We start from the raw sequence: 19,371 nt of genomic DNA, 5'->3' as shown, positions 1-19,371 counted from the left end.
AGGCGCCAGCTGCGCTCGAGCAGCCGGCTGCGCTGCATGGGGTCAGCGCAGGGGTTCGCGGCAGCGGAGATCGCGGTAGGGGCCGTCGAGCCTGACCCAGCCGTCTCCCGGCGAGGTCTGCATGCAGGCGACCTGGCCGTCGAGCTTGCTCTGCCATTTGTAGAAGGGCGCCGGCGCGGCCTGCGCCGCGAGGCCGGAGAAACCCGCCAGGACGACACCGACGAGAAGGGGAAAAAGTGTGCGCATCGACATTCCGGACCCGAAACACAAGGAACTCAGACAGACACTCTAACCCCTGCGCCACGCCGCTCCAATCCTCGGTCGTCCGATTGCCACCGGGGAGATTTTCCTTGCACGAATGACAGCAGGGTTGCAGCGGGACAACTAGACTTCCCCCCAGGTGCGGATGAATTGCGCAGCTACAGGCGGTGCGAGCATGGGTGCATCAGAACGATCCACGAACGACCCTTCCGAGCTGCAACCCTGCAGTCTCCCTGCCTCCGCTTCTCCTCGAAAAAGCCGTCTCCGCCAACGCCTGATGCTGATCGGCTTCGCCTTGCCGATCCTCGCCGCGGTGGGCATCGTGGTACTTCACGAAGCGCACACCTCGCGGCAGCAGGCACGCGAGCTGGCACGCTATGCCGCGACCCTGGACTACGAGGTGCGCCAGGGTCCCAGCGAGGCCATCCTGTTCCCGGCGGACGGCCCCTTCGACCGCCGCCTCGGCTACCAGTTGCTGCCTTCGTTCATGCAGCGCCTGTACGACCGCGACTACGCCATCACCCGCCAGGCGCACTTCTCCCCGGCACTGATGCGCTACGCCGAACACCGGCTGTTCCCGCCCTACGCGGAAAAGGCCCAGGCCGGGCTGGACATCGCCGATTGCCGCGGCGTGCCGATCTACGACTTCCGCTATCCGCAACGGCGCTACGCGAACTTCGCCAGCCTGCCGCCGCTGGTGGTGCAGAGCCTGCTGTTCATCGAGAACCGCGACCTGCTCGATCACGAACGCCCCTACCTCAACCCGGCGGTGGACTGGGGTCGCTTCACCCAGGCGGCGCTGTCGCAGGTCGGCAAGATGCTCGGCTTCAGCGCGCACTCCTCCGGCGGCAGCACCCTGGCGACCCAGATCGAGAAATACCGCCACTCTGCCGAAGGGCGCACCGGCAGCATCGGCGACAAGCTGCGGCAGATGCTCTCGGCCAGCGTACGCAGCTATCGCGAAGGCCCGGCCAACTTCGCCGCGCGCCAGGACATCGTGCTCACCTACCTCAACTCGGTGCCGCTGTCGGCGGCGCCGGGCTACGGCGAGGTCACCGGCCTGGCCGATGGCCTGTGGGTCTGGTACGGCGCCGACTACCGGCAGGTCGGCGAGGCACTCGACGGCAAGGCCGGACTGGCCGCCCAGGGCCTGGCCCTGCGCCAGGTGCTGGCGCTGATGATCGCCCACCGCCGGCCTTCCTTCTATCTGGCGCCGCGCGGCCGCGACGAGCTGGACCGGATGACCGACAGCCACCTGCGGGTCCTGACCCAGGCCGGCGTCATCGAGGCGCCGTTACGCGATGCGGCGCTGGCGCAGAAGCTGGCGTTCCGCGACCCACGCAGCCAGCCGACGGTGCAACCGCTGCCGACCAACAAGGGCGTGACCCTGGCTCGCACCCGCCTGGCCGGGATGCTCGGCGTGCCACTGTACGACCTCGACCGTCTCGACCTGCGGGCCAATACCACCCTCCAGCACGAGTTGCAGGAAAGCGTCACCGCCTACTTGCAGAAACTCGCCGACCCGGACTACGCCGCCCAGCTCGGGCTGATCGGCGAACGCCTGCTGACCCCGACCTCGACCCGCTCGGTACGCTACAGCTTCACCCTGTTCGAACGTACGCCGAGCGGCAACCAGGTGCGGGTGCAGACCGACAACACCGACCAGCCCTTCGACATCAACGAAGGCAGCAAGCTGGAGTTGGGCTCCACCGCCAAGCTACGGGTGCTGGCCAGCTACCTGGAGACCGTCGCGCAGATCCACCGCGACTATGGCGGCATGAGCGTCGCCGAGCTGCGCAAGGTGGAAGTGGAGCCGCTCGATTTCATCCTCCGCTGGGGCATCGACTACCTGGTCGCCAGCCGCGACCGCGATCTTTCCGCGATGCTCCAGGCGGCCATGGAACGGCGCTATTCGGCCAGCCCCTACGAGAGCTTCTTCACCGGCGGCGGGCTGCACACCTTCAACAACTTCCGCAAGGAAGACAACGGCCGCCGGCCGATGCTGCTGGAAGCCCTGCGCGAATCGATCAACCTGCCCTTCGTGCGCCTGCTGCGCGACCTGATCCGCCACGATATCTACCAGAACGCCGGGAGCAAGGTGCAGTTGCTGGCCGACGACAAGGACCCGCGCCGCGCCGACTACCTCGACCGTTTCGTCGACAAGGAAAGCCAGGTCTACCTGCGCCGCTTCTGGGTCAAGTACCGCGACAAGGACGCCAACCAGCGCCTGGAGACCTTCCTCGACGGCCTGCGTCCCTGGCCGGTGCGGCTGGCCGCGATCCACCGCTACCTGCAGCCACAGGCAGACCTGGCGAGCTTCAGCGCCTTCCTCCGCGAACGCCTGCCCCGCGGCAGCCTGACCGACAAGCGCGCCGCCGAGCTGTACGAGCGCTACGGCCCGGGCAAGTTCAACCTCAACGACCAGGGCTACGTCGCCCGCGTGCACCCGCTGGAGCTATGGCTGCTCGGCTATCTGCAGAAGCAGCCGCAGGCGACCTTCGGCGAGGCGGTGGCGGCCAGCGGCGCCGAGCGCAAGGAGGTCTACGGCTGGCTGTTCAAGTCGCGGCACAAGAACGCCCGCGACAAGCGCATCCGCATCCTGCTGGAGGTGGAGGCCTTCCTCGACCTGCACCAGCAATGGAAGAAACTCGGCTATCCCTTCGATCACCTGGTGCCCTCCTACGCCACCGCCCTGGGCAGCTCCGGCGACCGCCCGGCGGCGCTGGCCGAACTGATGGGGATCATCGTCAACGATGGCGTGCGCATGCCGACCCTGCGCCTGGAGCACCTCGACTTCGCCCTGGGTACGCCCTACGAGACGCGCTTCGCCCCGGAAGCCACCCTCGGCCAGCGGGTGATGACCTCGGAGGTCGCCACGACCCTGCGCAACGCGCTGTCCCAGGTGGTCGACGCCGGCACCGCGCGGCGCCTGCAAGGCACCTTCAGCCGTCCGGACGGCGCGCCACTGGTGATGGGCGGCAAGACCGGCACCGGCGACAACCGCCTGCAGACCTTCAGCGCCGGCGGCCACGTGCGCAGTTCGAAGGCACTGAACCGCACCGCCACTTTCGTCTTCTACATCGGCCCACGGCACTTCGGTACCCTCACCGCCTACGTCGACGGCAGCGAGTCGAGCCAGTTCAAGTTCACCTCGGCCCTGCCAGTGCAGGTACTCAAGGGCATGGCACCGCTCCTCAGGGACTACCTCGACCCACGCACCGCCACCCGCTGCCAGGTACCGTTGTCGCCGCAACAGATCGGCCGCCTGTAGCGGTTCAGCGCACCGGCCAGTACCAGGCCGGTCGGTCCAGCTCGCGCAGCCCCTGGATGCGGGTCTCGCCGAAGTCCTTCTCCAGCCCCAGCGAATGGCATTCCGGGTGCTCTTCGAGCGTCGCGACAAGCCGCGCGGCGTGCGACACCACCAGCACCTGGGAGTGCTGCGCGGCCTGGCCGACCAGGCGCCCGAGGGCCGGCAGCAGGTCGGGATGCAGGCTGGTTTCCGGTTCGTTGAGCACCAGCAGCGCCGGCGGCCGCGGCGACAACAGGGCGGCGATCCACAGCAGGTAGCGCAGGGTGCCGTCCGACAGCTCCGCGGTGCGCAGCGGCCGCAGCAGGCCGGGCTGCTCGATCAGCACTTCGAAGCGCCCTCCCGGGTTGTCGATGTGCAGGCGGCTGCCGGGAAAGGCATCGTCCACCGCCTCGTCCAGCGCCGCCGCATCGCCGATCTCGCGGATGGTCTGCAGGGCCGCGGCCAGGTCGGCGCCGTCGGCGCCCAGCACCGGTGTATGGGTGCCGATCTGCGGACACCGCGCCGGCGCCTCGGCGTCGCTGCGGAAATGGTCGTAGAAGCGCCAGGAGCGGATCCGCTCGCGCAGGCCGAGCAGTTCCGGCACCTGTCGCGGGTCCACCGCCGCGCCCAGCATGCTGTCGAAGGTGGCGAGGTGCTGCGCCGCCACTTCCCAGCGACCGCCGCCGCCGCGTGCGCGCAACAACGGCCCGCGACGGTCGACGAGGACATTGGCCGGGCGCAGGAACGGGCCGGCCCAGATGCATTCGCGCTTGATCACCGGGTCGAGACCGAACTTGCTCTGGCTTGGCTCCGGCAGGCCGAGGTCGATGCAATAACCGAAATCCTCCCCGGCGAAGCCCAGGCGCAGGTTCACCGACTGCCGGCGCACGCTGCCTTCGATCGGCTGGGCGCCACTGCGCATGGCCCGGCTGATGTCCTCCGGTCCCGCCCACAGGGTCGATGGCAGGCCGCCCTCGCGCGCCAGCGACGGGACCACTTCGCCGCGCGCACTGTCCGCCAGCAGGCGCAAGGCCCGGTAGACGTTGGACTTGCCGGCGCCGTTGGCGCCGGTGATCAGGTTCAGGCGCCGCAGCGGCATCACCAGGTCGCGCAGGGTGCGGTAGTTGGACACCGCCAGGGTGGTCAGCATGGCTGCTCTCGAAGGAACGGAAACGCGGCCGATTGTAGGCCAAATGCCGCATCGCTTACTTGAGCCCGGCTACCCCGGCGACGATCAACCCGACAGAAACCAGCTTCACCGCCGTCAGGCTCTCGCCAAGCAGCAGGACGCCGAGGAACACCGTGCCCAGCGAGCCGATCGCGGTCCAGATCGGATAGGCGACGCTGACCGGCAACTCGCGCAGCGCCAGGGTCAGGAAATAGATCCCGCCGATCGCCGCGACCACCGTCAGCAGCGACGGCCAGAGTCTGCCGAAGCCGTTGGAGAACTTCATGCCCATGGCGAAGGCGACCTCGAAGGCCGCCGCCACCAGCAGATGGAACCAGGCCATGGCGGCTCCTCAGGCCGACCGCGCCAGCGCCAGCAGGCGCTGTTCCGCCTCGGCGCAGGAGTCCTCGAAGGACCTGCCGCCGGATTCCTCGCCTTCCGCCGCGACCACCGTGACCTCGTCGATGCCGATGAAACCCAGCGCGGTGCGCAACCAGGGATCGGCGTGGTTCATCGCCTGGTTCTCGCCGCCCGGGCCGAAGCCATGGCCACCGCGACTGGTGACGATCAGCGCACGCTTGCCACGCAGCAGCGGCCGGTACTGGGCGACGCCATTGTCGAGGACGAAATCGAAGGTCACCCCGAGGCGCACGATCTGGTCGATCCAGGCCTTCAGGCCGCTGGGCACGCTGAAGTTGTACATCGGCGTGGAGATCACCAGCAGGTCGCTGTCGAGCAGTTCGCCGACCAGTTGGTCGCTCAGCGCCAGGTCGGCCTGCATCGCCAGCGAACGCTGTTCCGGCTGGGGATGGAAGGCGGCGGCGACGAAGGCCTCGGTGACCGCCGGAAGCGGTACCCGGCCGACTTCGCGGCGAGCCACGCGGGCCTGCGGATGGGCTTCGCGATAGGCCGCCAGGAAAACCTCGGCGAGACGCCGGGACTGCGAGCGCTCGCCTCGCGGACTGGCATGCACTGCAAGAATTCTACTCATCTGTATCTCCTTGGATTCGGCTAGACTCGAATGGCCTCAAGGCCCTTCTCCTGGAGCCATAAATTATTGGCAGCGGGGGTTCCCGACAAATGAGCAATAGTTGTTCAGGGTGAATTCAGTTCACCCATGGAGATTCCAATGTTCGCTTCCCTGCCGCTGACCGCGTTGCGCACCTTCGAATCGGCGGCCCGCCAGTCGAGCTTCAAGGCCGCCGCCGAGGAGCTTGCGGTAACGCCAACCGCGGTTTCCCACCAGATCCGTTCGCTGGAAGCCTGGCTCGGCGTTCCGCTGTTCCAGCGCCTGCCACGGAAAGTGCGCCTGACCGACTGCGGCGAACGGCTGTTCCGCAGCCTGCACGGGGCCCTGCTGGAAATTTCGCAGAGCGTCGACACGCTGCGTCCACAGCGCAGCGTAGGCAACCTGACGGTCTCCACCACCCCGGCCTTCGCCGCCCTCTGGCTGGTGCCGCGTCTCGGCCGCTTCTACGCCGCGCACCCGCAGATCAACCTGCGCCTGGACACCAACTGCGAAGTCCTCGACCTGCACCAGGACGCCAGCATCGACCTGGTGATCCGCTACAGCCTCGACGACCATCCGAACTTCTACGGTCTCTGCCTGTTCGACGAATGCTTCGCGGTCTACGGCTCGCCGGCCCAGGTCGCCCTGGCCGCAGAACGGCAGCCGACCCTGATCAGCGTGCGCTGGCACAACTCCAGGCTCTACGCCCACGGCTGGGAGGCCTGGTGCGCGCAGGCCGGCGAAGACTGGATGGAGGGCCAGCCGGTGATCCGCCAGTACGACGAGGAGCACTATGCCCTGCAGGCGGCCATCGCCGGCCAGGGACTGGTGCTGGCCAGTTCGATCCTGGTTTCGGAAAGCGTCGCCAGCGGCCTGCTGCAACCCTACAGAGCGGATATCAGTGTCGACGGCGCCGGCTACAGCGCGCTATGCGTGCCCGGACGGGAACGTCATCCGCCGGTGAAGGCATTCTTCGAATGGCTGAGGCTGGAGGCACGACAGTCGGGGCACGCTTGCCGGCTGGAGCGGGACGCCTGAGCGGCGCGGCGGGACAGGGACAACGCGGCTGCCGTTATCCGTCCTGCGCGGCCAGGCGCAGCAGCCGCCGGACAAAACGACGGCCCGCACCTTGCGGGGCGGGCCGTCTCCATGCGCGGGCGCTTTACCCGCCCGCAGGCTCGATCAGCGCTGGGTTACCGGAGCGGCGGAACCCTGGTGCGCCTCGCGGTACTCCTGCTCCGCATCGTCGAAGCGCTTGAGCATGCTCGTCGAAGGCGCCTTGCCGAGCAGGCTGAAGACGACGATGGCGACGCTGGCGAAGAGGAAGCCGGGGATGATCTCGTACAGGCCGGTCCAGCCCAACAGGTTCTTCCACAGGATCACCGTCGCCGCGCCGACGATCATGCCGGCCAGCGCGCCGTTGCGGGTCATCCGCTTCCACAGCAGGGAGAACAGCACCAGCGGGCCGAAGGCGGCGCCGAAGCCGGCCCAGGCATAGGACACCAGGCCGAGCACGCGGTTTTCCGGGTTGGAGGCCAGCCAGATGGCGATCACCGCCACCAGCAGCACCATGGCGCGACCGACCCAGACCAGTTCCAGCTGGCTGGCGCCCTTGCGCAGGAAGGCCTTGTAGAAGTCCTCGGTGAGCGCCGAGGAGCAGACCAGCAGCTGGCAGCTCAGGGTGCTCATGACCGCGGCGAGGATGGCGGACAGCAACACGCCGGCGATCCACGGGTTGAACAGGATCTTGGCCAGCTCGATGAATACCCGCTCGGGGTTCTCGCTGACCGCGCCGGCCTGCTCCGGATGCGCCTGGAAGTAGGCGATGCCGAAGAAGCCCACGGCCACGGCGCCACCGAGGCAGAGGATCATCCAGGTCATGGAGATGCGGCGCGCGGCCGGGATCGATTTCACCGAGTCGGCGGCCATGAAGCGCGCCAGGATGTGCGGCTGGCCGAAGTAGCCCAGGCCCCAGGCCATCAGCGAGATCACGCCGATGAAGGAGGCGCCCTTGAGCATGTCGAAGCTGGTCGCGTCCTTCAGCTCGATGGCGGTGAAGGTCGGCTCGACGCCGCCGGTGGCGAGCATCACGATCACCGGGGTGAGGATCAGCGCGAAGATCATCAGCGAGGCCTGCACGGTGTCGGTCCAGCTCACCGCGAGGAAGCCACCGATGAAGGTGTAGGCGATGGTCGCCGCGGCGCCGGCCCACAGCGCGGTCTCGTAGGAGAGGCCGAAGGTGCTCTCGAACAGGCGCGCACCGGCGACGATGCCGGAAGCGCAGTAGATGGTGAAGAACACCAGGATCACCAGGGCCGAGAAGATCCGCAGCAGGCGGCTGTTGTCCTCGAAGCGGTTGGTGAAGTAGTCGGGCAGGGTCAGCGCGTTGCCGTTGTGCTCGGTCTGCACCCGCAGGCGGCCGGCGACGAACAGCCAGTTGAGGTAGGCGCCGACGATCAGGCCGATGGCGATCCAGCTTTCGGACAGGCCCGACAGGTACACCGCGCCGGGCAGGCCCATCAGCAGCCAGCCGCTCATGTCGGAGGCGCCGGCGGACAGCGCCGTGACGAAGCTGCCGAGGCTGCGGCCACCGAGGATGTAGTCGGAGAAGTTGTTGGTGGAGCGATATGCCGCCAGGCCGATCAGGACCATGGCCGCGATGTAGATCACGAAGGTGATCAGCGTGGGCGTATTGACACTCATAGGGACTCCCCTATTGCTTGTTTTTATCCGGGCCCTTGCGTGTGCAAGCAACGGGTAGCGGGCCCTTGGTTGGCAGAATGGCGCTTGTGGCGTCACTCCGTGAGCGCTTGCCGGAGCAAGCCGGAAACGTGGGTGGCCTCAAACGAGTCCGAACAGGCCCACGCCTCACGATCCCTCCCCTGTCGGGCAGGGAAAATCGTCCTTTATGGTCCGTTCCGGGCACGCACCGGAACGGCGGTCATTTCCCTCGGCGTTCGCTGCGGCGAACCCCGGAAACCGACCCGGGCGCCAAGGCGCCCGGGAACGGAGTATCACTCGGCGTCGGCCAGCGACAGCAGCGACGCGTTGCCGCCCACCGCGGTGGTGTTCACCGACGTGGTGCGCTCGCTGACGAAACGCAGCAGGTAGTTCGGCCCGCCGGCCTTGGGACCGGTGCCGGACAGGCCGTGGCCGCCGAACGGTTGCACGCCCACCACCGCGCCGATCTGGTTGCGGTTGATGTAGAGGTTGCCGACCCGCGCCAGCTCTTCGATGCGACGGGCGGTTTCCTCGTTGCGGCTATGGACCCCCATGGTCAGGCCGAAACCGGTGGCGTTGATCGCCTGCACGACCTTTTCCAGGTCCTGCGCGGCATAACGCACCACGTGCAGCACCGGGCCGAAGTTCTCTTTCTTCAGCTCGTCGATGCCGCTGATCTCGAACGCGACGGGAGCGACGAAGTGACCGTTCAGGTTGCCCGGCACCTTGGTCTCGGCGATCAGCTTGCCGGCGGCCTTCAGCGCGGCGATGTGCTGCTCCAGGCCGGCCTTGGCCTCGGCGTCGATCACCGGGCCGACGTCGCTGACGCGCACGTCGGTCGGGCCGACCTTCAGCTCGGCCATGGCGCCCTTGAGCAACTCGATCACCCGCTCGGCGATGTCCTGCTGCACGTACATCACGCGCAGCGCGGAGCAGCGCTGGCCGGCGCTGGTGAACGCGGATTGTACCGCATCCTTGATCACCTGTTCCGGCAAAGCGGTGGAATCGACGATCATCGCGTTCTGCCCGCCGGTCTCGGCGATCAGGGTGGCGATGGCGCCGGGCTTCTCGGCCAGTTGGCGGTTGATGATGCGGGCGGTGTCGGTGGAGCCGGTGAAGGCCACCCCGGCGACCCGCGCGTCACGGCAGAACACGCCGCCGAGGGTGGCGCCGTCGCCCGGCAGCAGGGCGATAACGTCCTTCGGCAGGCCTGCTTCGAACATCAGTTCGACGGTGCGCGCGGCGATCAGGCTGGTCTGCTCGGCCGGCTTGGCCAGCACAGTGTTGCCGGCCACCAGCGCGGCGCTGATCTGGCCGAGGAAGATCGCCAGCGGGAAGTTCCACGGGCTGACGCAGGCGAAGATGCCGCGGCCTTCGTAGAACAGCTCGTTGCGCTCGCCGGTCGGGCCGCGCAGTTCCTCGCGGACCAGGCGCTGGCGGGCCTGCTGGGCGTAGTAGCGGCAGAAGTCGACCGCCTCGCGGATCTCGTCGATACCGTCCTGCAACGACTTGCCGGCTTCCAGGGTGCACAGCGCCATCAGCTCGCCGCGCTGGGCTTCCAGCAGGTCGGCGAGACGCTCGAGGATGCCGGCACGCTCGTCCACCGGGGTGGCGCTCCAGCGCGGCCAGGCCGCCTGCAACACGTCGAGGGCCTTGCCGGCCTGCTCGGCGGACGCGTACTGGACGCTGCCGACCAGCCTCTCCAGGTCGTACGGGCAACGCACTTCGTGGGCCGGGCCGGAGAGCTTCTCGCCGTTGACGATCGGCGCGGCTTGCCACTGGCGGGTCAGGTGCGGCTTGTAGGCGAGCTCCAGCTCGTTCCACTGGTTCTGGATGTTCATGTTGATGCCCTGGGAGTTTTTCCGCCCGGCGCCGAAGATCGCCTGGGGCAGAGGGATACGGTCGTTGGCCAGCGTCTTGAACTGGCGCAGTTGGGTAACCGGGTGCTGGATCAGCGTCTCCACCGGCACGCGCGGGTCCACCAGCTTGTGCACGAAGGAAGAGTTGGCGCCGTTCTCCAGCAGGCGCCGGACCAGGTACGGCAGCAGGTCCTTGTGCGCGCCGACCGGGGCGTAGATGCGCACGTTGCGGCGGTACTTCTCGATCACCGTGTCGTACAGCGCGTCGCCCATGCCGTGCAGGCGCTGGAACTCGAAGTCGCGCTCCTCGCCGCCGGCGGCCCTGGCTTCGTCGGCCAGGGCGAGGATGGCGGTCACGGTGTGGGCGTTGTGGCTGGCGAACTGCGGGTAGATCACCCCGCGGGTGTGCTCGCTGAGCAGGTAGCGGGCGCAGGCCAGGTAGGAAGTGTCGGTGCCTTCCTTGCGGGTGTAGACGGGGTAGCCATCGGCGCCCTGCACCTGGCACTGCTTGATCTCGCTGTCCCAGTAGGCACCCTTCACCAGGCGCAGCGGGATGCGTGCGCCAAGCTCGCGGCCGAGCAGGGTCAGCCATACCAGCACCGGCAGGCAGCGCTTGGAGTAGGCCTGGATGACCAGGCCGAACTCGCCCCAGCCGGCGATGGCCGGGTCGCGCATCAGCTTCTCGTAGAGTTCGAGGGACAGCTCCAGGCGATCGGCTTCCTCGGCGTCGATGGTGATGCCGACGTTCAGCTTGCGCGCGCGCACCGCCAGTTCCAGGACATTGGCGAACAGCTCGCTGAGCACCCGCTCGCGCTGCGCCACTTCGTAGCGCGGATGCAGCGCCGAGAGCTTGATCGAGATCGACGGCCGCGGCCCCGGACCGACCTGCGGCTCGGCGCCGACGGTGTCGATGGCCTGGCGGTAGTCGGCCATGTATTTCTCGGCGTCGGCGGCGGTCAGCGCGGCCTCGCCGAGCATGTCGAAGGAATAGGTGTAGCCCTGCTCGCGGCATGGACGACCGTTCTTCAGCGCTTCGGAGATGGTCCGGCCAAGCACGAACTGCTTGCCCATCAGCTTCATCGCCTGGTTCATCGCGGCGCGGATCACCGGTTCGCCGGAGCGCTGCACCAGCCGGCTGATGACGCTCGGGGCGCGGCCGTCGGTGCGTTCGTCGATGTTCACCACCTTGCCGGTCATCACCAGGCCCCAGGCGGCGAAATTGACCAGAACGTTGTCGCTCTGGCCGAGATGGCGCTGCCAGTCGGCGGCGGACAGCTTGTCGCGGATCAGCGCGTCGGCGGTCGCCGCGTCAGGCACACGCAACAGCGCCTCGGCCAGACACATCAGCATCAGGCCTTCCTGGGTGTCCAGGCTGTATTGGCGCAGGAGTGCGTCGAGGGTATCGACGGCGTTGTCCCGGCTGCGCACGGTTTCGATCAGTGCGCGGGCGTTGCGGCGGATAGCCTCGATGCCGTCGGGACCGGGGTCGGCGAGCTGCAGCAGTTCGCCCAGGTAGGCTTCCTCGTCGACCGCGTAGTTGGCGCTGATGACAGGGAAGAATTCGGCTGCGGACCGGGTCTGGTCCTCGCCCTGCAAGACGTGACTGGCTTTGAACATCACGCCCTCCTCTTGTGGAGCCATTGTTATTGAAAGAAGTCCGTCCAGGCGTCCATTGCCCGGGGCACCGCCGCCGGCGGGTTGTGCCGGCGGCGCGGCACGTCCTGTGGCGCGGGAATACGGATCAGTATGGGTCAGGCCCATTCCGCCGGCGCGAGGCACCAGCGGATAGCGGAATGTAGTGGCTGCGAGAGGGGCGATTCTTGCGAAAGACTCTGGAGTTTTTGCGGAAAACTCCTGGCTGCGGAACTTTCCCGTTCCTCTTCGCCGGCAGGCATGCGGACATTGCCGCTGCACGTCGGCACGACGCCATGCAGAGTGGCTACGCGGGTCTACCGACACAAAAAGAAATAATATAACATCCCAATAAATACGCCGATCCGACCCCGTCGCCCTTCCTCCGGGAAGGGCCTGGGTTCGCTTTGGCCTGAAAAAAGTCCGACCCATGACCATGGAGCCCGCAATGTCCTCTTCCGGCCTTTTCCCTTCCCGTCCGCTCTGGCCTCTCACGCCACTGGCGCTGGCCTGCCTGATTGTTTCGGGGGAAACGCTCGGCGCCGACGGCCGCCCCAGCGAATTGCCCTCCCAGGTGATCACCGCCAACCCGCTGGGCAACGAATCTCCCGCCACGCCCAGCAGCGTGCTCGAAGGCGACGAGCTGACCCTGCGACAGAAAGGCAGCCTCGGCGAAACCCTCAACGGCCTGCCCGGGGTGTCCTCCACCTACTTCGGACCGGGCGCCAGCCGACCGGTGATCCGCGGCATGGACGGTGATCGCATCCGCCTGCTGCGCAACGGCATCGGTGCGCTCGACGCCTCGTCGCTGTCCTACGACCACGCGGTGCCGGAAGACCCCAACAGCGTCGAGCGCCTGGAAGTGGTACGCGGCCCGGCCGCCCTGCTCTACGGCGGCAATGCCATCGGCGGGGTGGTGAACAGCTTCGACAACCGCATCCCCAGCGAACCCGTCGACGGCATCCACGGCAGCGGCGAACTGCGCTACGGCGGCGCCGACACCACCCGTAGCCGCTCCGGCGCACTGGAGGCCGGCGACGGCAACTTCGCCCTGCACGTGGACGCCGCCAGCCGCGAGTTCAACGACGTCAGGATTCCCGGCTACGCCCATTCCAGCCGCCAGCGGCAGATCGACGGCGACACCGGCAAGCATCGGGTGCAGAACAGCGACGGCCGCCAGGACGGCGGCGCCGTCGGTGGCTCCTATCACTGGGAGCACGGTTACGCCGGCCTCTCCTACAGCGGCTACGACAGCAACTATGGCTCGCCGGCCGAGGACGACGTGCGCCTGAAGATGCAGCAGGACCGCTACGCCTTCGCCTCCGAGATCCGCGACCTCGAAGGCCCGTTCACCTCGCTGAAGCTGGACGCCGCCTATACCAAGTACGAGCACAAGGAAATCGAGGACAGCGAGACCGGCACCACCTTCAAGAACGAAGGCTACGAAGGCCGCATCGAGGCCCGCCACCGCCCGCTCGGCCCGCTGAACGGGGTGGTCGGCGCGCAGTTCGCCAACAGCCGCTTCTCCGCCCTCGGCGAGGAAGCCTTCGTGCCGCACACGGAAACCGACAGCGCCGCGCTGTTCGCCCTGGAGGAATGGAAGCTCAGCGACCGCCTCGACCTCAGCTTCGGCGCCCGCCTGGAGCACACCCGCGTGGACCCCGACGCCAAGGGCAACGAGCGCTTCGCCGAGAACGACGGTTCGCAGAGCTTCACCACCGGCAGCCTGTCCACCGGCGCGGTGTACAAGCTGACGCCGATCTGGTCGCTGGCCGCCACCCTCAGCTACACCGAGCGCGCCCCGACCTTCTACGAGCTGTACGCCAACGGTCCGCACGCCGCCACCGGCACCTACGAGGTAGGCGATGCCGACGCGGACAAGGAAAAGGCGGTCTCCACCGACCTCGCCCTGCGCTTCGACAACGGCGTGCACAAGGGCAGCGTCGGGGTGTTCTACAGCCGCTTCTCCAACTACATCGGCCTGCTCGCCAGCGGTCGCCATCGCAACGAGGAAGGCGAAGTGGTCGCCGCCGGCGATGACGAGGCGCTGCCGGAATACCTCTACAGCGGCGTTCGCGCGGACTTCTACGGCGTCGAGGCGCAGGACCGCATCCACCTGCTGGAAAGCCCGTACGGCAACTTCGACCTGGAACTCTCCGGGGACTACACCCGCGCCAAGAACAAGGACACCGGCGAACCGCTGCCACGCATCGCCCCGCTGCGCCTGAACACCGCGCTGATCTGGGAGTTGCAGCAGTGGCAGGCGCGGGTCGACGTCGAACACGCCGCCTCGCAGCACCGCGTGCCGGAGGAAGAACTCTCCACCGACGGCTACACCACCCTCGGCGCCAGCCTCGGCTACAACTTCGACCTCGGCGAGAGCCGCTGGCTGGCCTTCGTCAAGGGCACCAACCTGACCAACCAGACCGTGCGCTACGCCAGTTCGATCCTGCGCGACCGGGTGCCGGCGGCGGGACGCGGCATCGAGGCGGGGGTGAAGGTGGCGTTCTGAGACAGGCCGTGCGGGACGAATTCGCTCGGCGGATGACGTCCGCGCCGTTATCCGTCCTACACCACTCCCGGTAGGGCGAATAACCGCCTGCGGTTATCCGCCGAAGGTGGCGGATGGCGCTCAGCCCTTGCGCAGCGACTTCGGCGTCAGCCCCAGGTAGCGGCGCATCGCCGTGGTCAGCGCGCTCTGGCTGGAGAAGCCGCATTCCTCGGCGATCCGCACCAGAGGCAGGCGGCTTTCCCGCAGCAACCGCGCGGCGCAGTCGAGGCGGACCTTGAGCAGGTACTGGTGCGGGGTCAGGCCGACGCTGTCCTTGAACTGCGCGTGGAAATGGCTCGGGCTGAGACAGGCGACCTGGGCCAGTTCGGCGACCGTGATGCGCCGCGCCAGGTTCCGCACGATATGCGCGTCCAGGCGCTCCAGGTCGAGCGGCCCGCTGGCCGCCAGGGGCTGCTGCTCGCCGAACAGGCGCAGGTGCAGGGCGCGGATCAGCACTCCGCCGAGGGCACGGGTCAGCAGCGGGTCGCTGCCGTAGCGGGCCAGTTCGGCGCCGGCGTAGCTGAGCAGGTTCTGGAAGTCGGCGTCCAGGGTCGGGTAGCGCGGCGCCTCGAACAGGCGCGCGAGCAGGTCGGGGTCTTCCGGGGTCGGGTTGTCCTCGCCCAGGTCGATGATCAGCATGCGGTTGTCGCCCACCCCGGCGAACACGTGGCCCGCCTCGCCCGGCACCAGGCAGGCGCGCATCCGGCAGACTTCCCCGCCACAGCCGTTGACCTCGAATTCGGCGCGCCCGGCCAGCGACATCACCAGTTGGTGATGCTCGTGGGCGTGGGTGTGCGACTGGTCGGGCAGACGGATGAGGCGGGTGTCGAACATGAACGGCAACTGCTCAATTTTTGCGCACTCTACTCGACTTGCCCGACGCTGCCCAGCACCTTGCCGCAAGTGGTACCCGCGTACCGCGTGCTGCGTGGAAACCTTCGGCAACATCCTTGAACGGACAGGGATTGAAACCCGCCCCCGGGGCCCCATCTAGACTCTCATGTTTCAGCCAGTCAGGTGCCTCATGAGCGACCAGGACGTTAATCCCGAACACATCAGCGACGCGCAGCCCGCCGGCACCGGCCTGGTGCTGCCCGGCCAGACCCTGCCGACCACCCTCTACGTGATCCCGATCCACAACCGCCCGTTCTTCCCGGCGCAGGTGCTGCCGGTGATCGTCAACGAAGAACCCTGGGCGGAAACCCTCGAACTGGTGGCCAAGACCGACCACCATTCGCTGGCCCTGTTCTTCATGGACAATCCTCCGGAAGACCCGCGCCACTTCGACGTCAACAGCCTGCCCGAGCACGGCACGCTGGTCCGGGTGCACCATGCCTCGCGCGAGGGCGGCAAGCTGCAGTTCGTCGCCCAGGGCCTGTCGCGGGTGCGTATCCGGGGCTGGATCAAGCGCCATCGTCCGCCGTTCATGGTGGAGGTGGACTATCCGAAGACCCCGATCGATCCCAGTGACGAAGTGAAGGCCTACGGCATGGCCCTGATCAACGCGATCAAGGAGCTGCTGCCGCTCAATCCGCTGTACAGCGAGGAACTGAAGAACTACCTGAACCGCTTCAGTCCCAACGACCCGTCGCCACTCACCGACTTCGCCGCGGCCCTGACCACCGCGCCCGGCGGCGAACTGCAGGAAGTGCTGGACACCGTGCCGATCCTCAAGCGGATGGAGAAGGTCTTGCCGCTGCTGCGCAAGGAAGTGGAAGTCGCGCGCCTGCAGAAGGAACTGTCCGCCGAGGTCAACCGCAAGATCGGCGAACACCAGCGCGAATTCTTCCTCAAGGAACAGTTGAAGATCATCCAGCAGGAGCTGGGCATCACCAAGGACGACAAGAGCGCCGACGCCGACGAATTCCGCGCCCGCCTGGAAGGCAAGGTGCTGCCCGAGCAGGCGCGCAAGCGTATCGACGAAGAGCTGAACAAGCTGTCGATCCTCGAGAGCGGCTCGCCCGAGTACGCCGTCACCCGCAACTACCTGGACTGGGCCACAGCCCTGCCCTGGGGCGTGTACGGCAAGGACAAGCTCGACCTCAAGCATGCGCGCAAGGTCCTCGACAAGCATCACGCGGGCCTCGACGACATCAAGGATCGCATCCTCGAGTTCCTCGCCGTGGGTAGTTTCAAGGGCGAGATCGCCGGCTCCATCGTGCTCCTGGTCGGCCCGCCGGGAGTGGGCAAGACCAGCATCGGCAAATCCATCGCCGAGAGCCTCGGCCGGCCGTTCTACCGTTTCAGCGTCGGCGGCATGCGCGACGAGGCGGAGATCAAGGGCCACCGCCGCACCTACATCGGCGCCCTGCCCGGCAAGCTGGTGCAGGCGTTGAAGGAAGTCGAGGTGATGAACCCGGTGATCATGCTCGACGAGATCGACAAGCTCGGCGCCAGCTACCAGGGCGACCCGGCCTCGGCGCTGCTGGAAACCCTCGACCCGGAGCAGAACGTCGAATTCCTCGACCACTACCTGGACCTGCGCCTGGACCTGTCCAAGGTGCTGTTCGTCTGCACCGCCAACACCCTCGACTCGATCCCCGGACCGCTCCTCGACCGGATGGAAGTGATCCGCCTGTCCGGCTACATCTCCGAGGAAAAACTGGCCATCGCCAAGCGCCACCTGTGGCCCAAGCAGTTGGAAAAGGCCGGCGTACCCAAGGGCCGCCTGAGCATCAGCGATGCCGCGCTGCGCGCGGTGATCGAGGGCTATGCGCGGGAAGCCGGGGTGCGCCAGTTGGAGAAACAGCTCGGCAAGCTGGTGCGCAAGTCGGTGGTCAAACTGCTGGAGGATCCCGAGTCGAAGGTGAAGATCGGTCCCAGGGACCTCGAGGACTACCTCGGCATGCCGGTGTTCCGCAGCGAGCAGGTGCTTTCCGGGATCGGCGTGATCACCGGGCTGGCCTGGACCAGCATGGGCGGCGCCACCCTGCCGATCGAGGCGACCCGCATCCACACGCTGAACCGTGGCTTCAAGCTCACCGGCCAGCTCGGCGACGTGATGAAGGAATCCGCCGAGATCGCCTATAGCTACATCGGCTCGCACCTGAAGAAGTATGGCGGCGACCCGACCTTCTTCGACCAGGCGTTCGTCCACCTGCACGTGCCGGAAGGTGCCACGCCCAAGGACGGTCCCAGCGCCGGCGTCACCATGGCCAGCGCCCTGCTCTCCCTGGCGCGCAACCAGGTGCCGAAGAAAGGCGTGGCGATGACCGGCGAACTGACCCTGACCGGCCAGGTCCTGCCCATCGGCGGGGTCCGCGAGAAGGTGATCGCCGCGCGCCGGCAGAAGATCTTCGAGCTGATCCTGCCGGAAGCCAACCGCGGCCACTTCGAAGAGTTGCCCGACTATCTCAGGGAAGGGCTGACCGTGCATTTCGCCAAGCGCTACGGCGACGTGGCCAAGGTGCTGTTCCCGGCCTGAGCCGGCGGCGGATGGCCGACCGGTTCAGCCGTCCGCCGCGCCAACCTTGGCACTCGGGCGCCAGCAGGGTTTATGCTGGCGCCCTTTCCATTCGAGCCGAGGAGCGCTGCATGTCCTTTTCCCCCTCCCGTCTGCTGCTGCCATTGTCCATCGTGGTCCTGGCCGGCTGCGCCGGGCAACAGAAGCCGGTGGTCACCCTGGACGACGCCGACGACTGTTCGCCGCTGAAGCTGACGCAAGGCCAGGAACTGGTGCTGACCCTGCCGAGCAATCCCACCACCGGCTTCCGCTGGGAACTGCGCAACCCCGCCGCCAGTGTGCTCAAGCGCCTTGGCCCGGAGGTCTACAGCAATTCCGAAGAAGACAGCGGCCTGGTTGGCAGCGGCGGCGAATCGACCTGGCGCTTCCGCGTCGCCGCCAGCGGCGAAGACCGCCTGGAACTGGTCTACCGGCGGCCCTGGGAAAAGGACGCGGAACCGGCGGAAAGCTTTTCCTGCGCGATCCAGGTGCGCTGAAACCGCTGCCCCCGGCGGACACATTCTGTACGAAGACCGACGTCCTGCGCCGTGGCGACCTGGCCTATCCTGACAGGCCCCGTCGCCCCGAGGACTCCATGCTCCGCGCCTCCTTCGTCCTGCTCGCCCTGTCCTGCGCCGCTCCGCTGCTCACGCTGGCCGAACCGTTGCGCTTCGCAGGCGACGACGGCTGCCCCTACCTGTGCCCTGGCACGCCGCAGCGGCCCGGCTACCTGGTCGAGGCGCTCAGCCAGGTCCTTCGGGAGCCACCGCACTTCGACAGCCTGCCCTGGCCGCGCGCCGTGCAGATGGTCCGCGACGGCCATCGCGACGGCCTGGTCGGCGCCTATGGACTCGACGGCCTGCGGGTCGGCAGCGAGCCCATCGGCTGGGTCGGGCTGGCCTTCTACACCCGCCACGACAGCGACTGGCGCTACTCCGGCGATGCATCCCTGCTCGGCCAGCGCCTGGGCCTCGCCCAGGGCTACGTGAACAATCCGCGCTTCGAAGCCTGGCGCAGCCAGGCCGGCGACGACGACCTGCACCTGCAGGTCCTCGGCGGCGAGCGCGTGCTGCCGCGCAACCTGCAGAAACTGCTGCTCGGCCGCATCGACGTGCTATTGGAAGACCGCGACATCATCGAGCACTACCTGGAGCATCATCCGCAGCTCGCCGGACAGGTCCGCCGCGCCGGCGAACTGCCCGGGCGGCAGCCGCTGCACGTCGGCCTCAGCCCGCACCTGCCGGAGGTCGACGCGCGTCTCGCGGAACTCGACGAAGGGCTGCGCCAACTGCGTCGCGAAGGCACCCTGAAGGTCCTCGGCGAGCGCTATAGGCTTTCTTTCGAATGACTTTCCGGGCCGCCGGAAATCCGCCGCCAGCCCAGCAACCACGCTGCTTTCAGCCGATTGAATAAATTCCGGCAGGCCTTTTTGGCGTCGT

At 67.5% G+C, this 19,371-nt stretch carries 13 protein-coding genes; 6 read left to right on the top strand and 7 right to left on the bottom strand.

The window, feature by feature from the left end; genetic code table 11:
- Window positions 1–42: 42 nt before the first annotated feature.
- On the bottom strand, window positions 43–252 hold the full coding sequence (locus tag HMPREF1224_RS34640; RefSeq protein ID WP_009875978.1) for a hypothetical protein: 210 nt from the start codon (window positions 250–252) through the stop codon (window positions 43–45).
- Between the two features lie 154 nt (window positions 253–406).
- On the opposite strand from HMPREF1224_RS34640, the gene HMPREF1224_RS34635 reads away from it, so the two are divergent.
- On the top strand, window positions 407–3,532 hold the full coding sequence (locus tag HMPREF1224_RS34635; protein WP_031628512.1) for a transglycosylase domain-containing protein: 3,126 nt from the start codon (window positions 407–409) through the stop codon (window positions 3,530–3,532).
- 4 nt (window positions 3,533–3,536) lie between these two features.
- On the opposite strand, the gene HMPREF1224_RS34630 is transcribed toward HMPREF1224_RS34635, so the two are convergent.
- From HMPREF1224_RS34630 to azoR1, 3 genes are read right to left on the bottom strand one after another with little or no spacing between them, the layout of a single operon-like run.
- Window positions 3,537–4,700: an AAA family ATPase gene (locus HMPREF1224_RS34630; protein ID WP_010793863.1), complete on the bottom strand. Its 1,164-nt coding sequence runs from the start codon at window positions 4,698–4,700 to the stop codon at window positions 3,537–3,539.
- Between the two features lie 55 nt (window positions 4,701–4,755).
- Window positions 4,756–5,061: a DMT family transporter gene (locus HMPREF1224_RS34625; RefSeq protein ID WP_003103070.1), complete on the bottom strand. Its 306-nt coding sequence runs from the start codon at window positions 5,059–5,061 to the stop codon at window positions 4,756–4,758.
- 9 nt (window positions 5,062–5,070) lie between these two features.
- Window positions 5,071–5,709, bottom strand: coding sequence for an FMN-dependent NADH-azoreductase AzoR1 (gene azoR1, locus HMPREF1224_RS34620; RefSeq protein WP_010793862.1), 639 nt, complete (start codon window positions 5,707–5,709; stop codon window positions 5,071–5,073).
- A gap of 126 nt (window positions 5,710–5,835) precedes the next feature.
- Here azoR1 and HMPREF1224_RS34615 point away from each other — a divergent pair, with 126 nt between their 5' ends.
- On the top strand, window positions 5,836–6,765 hold the full coding sequence (locus HMPREF1224_RS34615; protein ID WP_003123025.1) for a LysR substrate-binding domain-containing protein: 930 nt from the start codon (window positions 5,836–5,838) through the stop codon (window positions 6,763–6,765).
- 144 nt (window positions 6,766–6,909) lie between these two features.
- Here HMPREF1224_RS34615 and putP read toward each other — a convergent pair whose 3' ends face one another.
- Window positions 6,910–8,430: a sodium/proline symporter PutP gene (gene putP / locus HMPREF1224_RS34610; protein ID WP_003103073.1), complete on the bottom strand. Its 1,521-nt coding sequence runs from the start codon at window positions 8,428–8,430 to the stop codon at window positions 6,910–6,912.
- 311 nt (window positions 8,431–8,741) lie between these two features.
- Window positions 8,742–11,924 (bottom strand): bifunctional proline dehydrogenase/L-glutamate gamma-semialdehyde dehydrogenase PutA, encoded by a 3,183-nt coding sequence (putA, locus tag HMPREF1224_RS34605; RefSeq protein WP_003085590.1) that lies wholly within the window; start codon window positions 11,922–11,924, stop codon window positions 8,742–8,744.
- A gap of 463 nt (window positions 11,925–12,387) precedes the next feature.
- Here putA and HMPREF1224_RS34600 point away from each other — a divergent pair, with 463 nt between their 5' ends.
- Window positions 12,388–14,451, top strand: a complete 2,064-nt coding sequence (locus tag HMPREF1224_RS34600) for a TonB-dependent receptor (protein WP_010793861.1) — start codon at window positions 12,388–12,390, stop codon at window positions 14,449–14,451.
- Between the two features lie 120 nt (window positions 14,452–14,571).
- Here the strand turns inward: HMPREF1224_RS34600 and HMPREF1224_RS34595 are convergent, their stop codons facing one another.
- Window positions 14,572–15,324: an AraC family transcriptional regulator gene (locus HMPREF1224_RS34595; RefSeq protein ID WP_003085585.1), complete on the bottom strand. Its 753-nt coding sequence runs from the start codon at window positions 15,322–15,324 to the stop codon at window positions 14,572–14,574.
- A 190-nt stretch (window positions 15,325–15,514) separates the two neighbouring features.
- Here HMPREF1224_RS34595 and lon point away from each other — a divergent pair, with 190 nt between their 5' ends.
- The 3 genes from lon (at window position 15,515) to HMPREF1224_RS34580 (ending at window position 19,280) form a co-directional block, all read left to right on the top strand.
- Entirely contained in the window at window positions 15,515–17,914 is a 2,400-nt protein-coding gene (gene lon / locus HMPREF1224_RS34590) for an endopeptidase La (protein ID WP_003101982.1), read from the top strand.
- Window positions 17,915–18,024: 110 nt separating this feature from the next.
- Complete coding sequence (locus HMPREF1224_RS34585) at window positions 18,025–18,429, top strand: protease inhibitor I42 family protein (protein ID WP_010793860.1); 405 nt, start codon at window positions 18,025–18,027, stop codon at window positions 18,427–18,429.
- A 98-nt stretch (window positions 18,430–18,527) separates the two neighbouring features.
- The gene (locus HMPREF1224_RS34580; protein WP_010793859.1) at window positions 18,528–19,280 is read left to right on the top strand and encodes a substrate-binding periplasmic protein; all 753 of its coding nucleotides are present in this window, start codon (window positions 18,528–18,530) and stop codon (window positions 19,278–19,280) included.
- Window positions 19,281–19,371: the final 91 nt, after the last annotated feature.

Origin of the sequence: Pseudomonas sp. P179 (assembly GCF_000478485.2) — a bacterium.
GTDB lineage: Bacteria > Pseudomonadota > Gammaproteobacteria > Pseudomonadales > Pseudomonadaceae > Pseudomonas > Pseudomonas aeruginosa.
The sequence above is the reverse complement of the archived record's forward strand: the minus strand, read 5'-3'. Positions and strand labels throughout refer to the sequence as shown.